The 4,265-nt window shown below is 42.0% G+C and carries 5 protein-coding genes; all 5 read right to left on the bottom strand.

The genetic code is table 11. From position 1 onward, the window contains the following. Positions 1-636, bottom strand: a 636-nt coding sequence (gene hflC, locus CXF78_RS13100; RefSeq protein ID WP_102037049.1) for a protease modulator HflC, incomplete at its 3' end; no start/stop codon positions are given. Positions 637-638: 2 nt separating this feature from the next. After that, complete coding sequence (gene hflK, locus CXF78_RS13105; RefSeq protein WP_011638748.1) at positions 639-1,799, bottom strand: FtsH protease activity modulator HflK; 1,161 nt, start codon at positions 1,797-1,799, stop codon at positions 639-641. A 33-nt stretch (positions 1,800-1,832) separates the two neighbouring features. Next, on the bottom strand, positions 1,833-3,140 hold the full coding sequence (gene hflX, locus CXF78_RS13110) for a ribosome rescue GTPase HflX (protein ID WP_011638749.1): 1,308 nt from the start codon (positions 3,138-3,140) through the stop codon (positions 1,833-1,835). Between the two features lie 20 nt (positions 3,141-3,160). After that, positions 3,161-3,418: an RNA chaperone Hfq gene (hfq, locus tag CXF78_RS13115; RefSeq protein WP_011638750.1), complete on the bottom strand. Its 258-nt coding sequence runs from the start codon at positions 3,416-3,418 to the stop codon at positions 3,161-3,163. 82 nt (positions 3,419-3,500) lie between these two features. Then, positions 3,501-4,265 (bottom strand): tRNA (adenosine(37)-N6)-dimethylallyltransferase MiaA (gene miaA, locus CXF78_RS13120; RefSeq protein WP_102037050.1); only part of this gene is annotated, 765 nt, incomplete at its 5' end.

Consider the following 4,265-nt stretch of genomic DNA (forward strand, 5'->3'; position numbering starts at 1 on the left):
AGTCGCACGGATAATTTCAGCTTGCTCTTTACCTTGCGCACGGTGCTCTTTCGCCACAGCTTGACGTTCAGCACGCATACGTTGGTAAATACTAGTACTGACATTAGCAGGTAAGTTAATTTGCTTTACACGCACATCAACCACTTCAATACCTAGATTCTCGGCACTTTCAGAAGCATTTTCTAATGCATCGGTTTGCAATTCATCACGCTTACCTGAAACAATTTCTTTGATTGTGCGACGACCAAATTCAGTACGTAAATCGTTGCTAATTTTGGCTTGTAATAAGCTTTCTGCATTGGCTTTAATACCGCCATTAGTAGAAAGATAGTACTTTTCAAAATCACGAATACGCCACTTAACATAAGAGTCGACCATTAAGTCTTTCTTTTCAGAAGTCACAAAACGATCCGCAGCACCATCCAATGTCTGGATGCGAGAATCCAAATATCGAACTTTATCTACCAAGGGCAATTTAAAGTGAAGGCCTGGTGCAAAAACAGTTGTTGCGCCATCTTCTTTAAGCACTTTACCGAAACGTGCAACAATCGCGCGTTCACCTTCGCTTACCACCATCAAAGAGGAAAAGCTCACCCCTAAAATGATCACGAGAATGATCAGAGCTAATCTACCCATTGTTAGTTCCTCCCTTGGCGAATACGATCTTCGCGGCTGAGACGACCATCAGTCGGCATGCTAGTAATCGGCGTATCAACACCACTACTAGAAACAGAATTGATGTGACGTTCTACCTCAGGTTCTACTTGATTGCGCAGACTCTTAGAAGAATCCATCAACTTATCCAAAGGTAAATACATCAGATTGCCGCTATTCTTAGTGTCGATAAGTACTTTATTAGTATCAGCCAACACCGATTGCATCGCATCAATGTATAAACGATTTCGGGTTACACCTGGAGCAGCTTTATACTCAGGTAATAACTTCTCAAATCGAGCGACTTTACCTCTAGCTTCAAGAACTTCACGCTCTTTGTAAGCACTAGCTTGTTGTGCCATACGTTCGACAGTACCACGCGCTTTAGGTTCGATTTCACGAGCATAAGCTTCAGCTTCGCGAATAAAACGCTGTTCATCTTCCTGAGCAGAGATTGCATCATCAAATGCATCTTTGACTTCTTCAGGAGGACGAGCTGGTAAAAAGTTAACGTCACGAATTTGTAAGCCTAGTTTATACGGTTCAATAATACGCTCTAACTCAGTCCAAGTGTCACGACGAATAGCATCACGACCAGTGGTTAAAATGTCATCCATACGATTATGACCAATGACATAACGTAACGCACTATCTGTCGCTTCACGTAAACTCGAATTGGCATCAACAGCACTGTACAGATATGAATAAGCATCTGATACGCTGTATTGAACCACAAGTTCAACATTCACGATGTTTTCATCAGATGTCAGCATTCTGCCAGACGCAGGAATCGAACGGAACGTTTCCACATCAACCATTGTCACTTCGTCAATAAAAGTGGCTTTCCAATGTAAACCGGAACTCACTTCACCGATGTGTTGACCAAAACGGAGTAACACTCCACGCTCAGCTTCTTTGACCGTATATAAGCCAGACAATGCCCAAATAACTAAGGCAATCAAGGCAATTACAATCAGTAAAGATGAATTAAATGGCTGACCAGTGGCGCTACCGCCCCCCTTGCCACCAAAGCGTTTTGATAGGTTACGAAATACTTCGTCAAGATCTGGTGGCCCTTTATCGTTACCACCTTTATTTCCCCAAGGGTCTTTATTTCCCTTGTTACCGGGCTCATTCCAAGCCATTTAGCACTCCATAATTGGATGAAATAAATGAGATTAACAAGTGACGTCTACTTCTGAAGGTTCAAAAATAAATGCCTCTAATTCCCCCTGACTCTGTTTAGCTAACCGGCGCCAATTGGCGTCCGATAAACGAACAGATAAAATACAGTTCCCCAGATCGTCATACTCTTTCTGCTGTATTGCATCCAGTCGATAAAACTGGCCAAGATAATGTCCTGCTGATGCAGGTATTTTCAATGTAAGCTCGCAAATCACTTCACCGATTAATTCGGTTATCGCTTTCAGCAGCAAATCAAATCCAATGCGTTTTTGCGCAGAGACCCAAACCCTCTCAGGTTTACCGTCTTCATCGTAATCGATACGAGGCGCGAAATCTTCAAGTAAATCTATCTTATTGCATACAATCAATTGAGTGATTTCATCTGCATCAATTTCTTCCAATACTTTTTGTACTTGGTCAAAATTTTCAGTCATATTGTCATCAGCACAATCAACGACATGCAAAAGAATTTCAGCTTGTCGAGTTTCTTGTAATGTGGCTTTAAATGCTGCGACGAGATCATGAGGTAAATGACGAATAAACCCAACTGTATCCGCTAAAATGACCGCACCATCAGGTAACGATAATTTACGCAGTGTCGGATCTAATGTTGCAAATAACTGATCAGCAGCATAAACATCCGATGACGTTAGTGCATTAAATAATGTCGATTTACCCGCATTTGTATAACCTACTAAAGACACAGTCGCTAAATCACTGCGCTTACGAGCTCGTCGGCTTTGCTCGCGTTGTTTATCTACTTTGTCGAGGCGACGATTGATATTCTTGATCCGGCCTCGTAATAAACGTCGGTCTGTTTCAAGCTGGGTCTCACCCGGCCCTCGCATCCCGATACCACCTTTTTGTCGCTCTAAATGAGTCCAACCACGAATTAGGCGTGTCGACATGTGGCGCAATTGCGCTAGCTCCACTTGCATCTTGCCTTCATGAGTTCTCGCTCGTTGAGCAAAAATATCAAGAATCAACGTAGTTCGATCTAAGACTCGGCACTGACACACCACTTCAAGATTACGTTCTTGAGCAGGACTTAATGCATGATTAAAAATCACTACATTGGCTTCAGTAGCAGCGACCATAGCAGCAAGTTCTTCTGCTTTGCCGGAACCAATAAAAAACTTTCGGTCCGGCGAGCGTCTGCTGCCAGTAATCACTCCAACAGAGCGAGCACCAGCAGATTCAACTAACAACTGTAATTCAATTAGATCTTCACGACGCTCTTCGTCTGAAAAGTCTATATGAACCAATACAGCTGTTTCACCCGCTTCATAACGATCAAACAAAAATTATATTCCTTTTCAAATTATTCAGCATCGCTTTCTTCACCATGGGCAGTACCCTGGTGAGCAGAAACATTAAATGGGCGTGCTGGTACAACTGTTGAAATAGCGTGTTTGTAAACCATTTGGCTTACAGTATTTTTCAACAAGATAACAAATTGATCAAATGACTCAACTTGGCCTTGTAATTTAATACCATTCACTAAATAGATAGAGACTGGTACACGCTCTCGACGCAATGCGTTCAAAAATGGGTCTTGTAAAGATTGCCCCTTAGCCATTTCAATTTCCTTTTTTATTTTAAAATATGTTGAATTAAGTTTTATTGTTTAGTTTTAGTATTATACAGCAACAGCTAATAAGCTAGCGGCTTTGTCGCATAAGCGTAACTAAATTCCCTTCTACACCACTTTCAAGCCACTGTAAATCTGGCCAGCTCCTCAACCATGTTAATTGACGTTTAGCCAATTGCCTAGTAGCTGCGGTAGCTTTTTCGACCATTGTCGCATGATCAAATTCATTATCTAAGTACTGCCAGCACTGTCTGTAACCAACACAACGCATTGATGGTAGCTCTAAATGCAAATCATCACGCGCTTTCAAACGCGCAACTTCTTCGATAAAACCTTGCTCTAACATGATATTAAAACGCTTAGCGATTAACTCATGTAAAACTTTTCGATCGTTTGGTGCAATAGCAAATTGCACTACATCATACGGCAAAGCGGCTGACTTAGTTTGTGTCAATTCAGTCATTGTTTTGCCACTGATCCGATAAACCTCTAATGCTCTGGACAACCGTTGTGGATCGTTTGGATGAATTCTTTCTCCAGCAACAGGGTCTATGTTACATAATTCTTGATGCAGCGCTTCCCAACCCTCGGTTTGCGCTTGCGCTAATATTTGTTGCCTAATGGCTTCATCAGCACTAGGTAATGGTGATAAGCCTTCTAACAATGCCTTAAAGTACATCATGGTACCACCCACGAGTAAAGGGGTCTTACCACGGCTAATGATGTCTTCTATAGCCAATAATGCATCACGGCGAAAATCTGCCGCTGAATAACTTTCGCTAGGGTCAAGAATATCAATTAATTTATGCGGAGCCATTTCCAGTTCTTCAGCACT

Origin of the sequence: Shewanella sp. 11B5, assembly GCF_002836795.1 — a bacterium.
Classification (GTDB): domain Bacteria; phylum Pseudomonadota; class Gammaproteobacteria; order Enterobacterales; family Shewanellaceae; genus Shewanella; species Shewanella frigidimarina.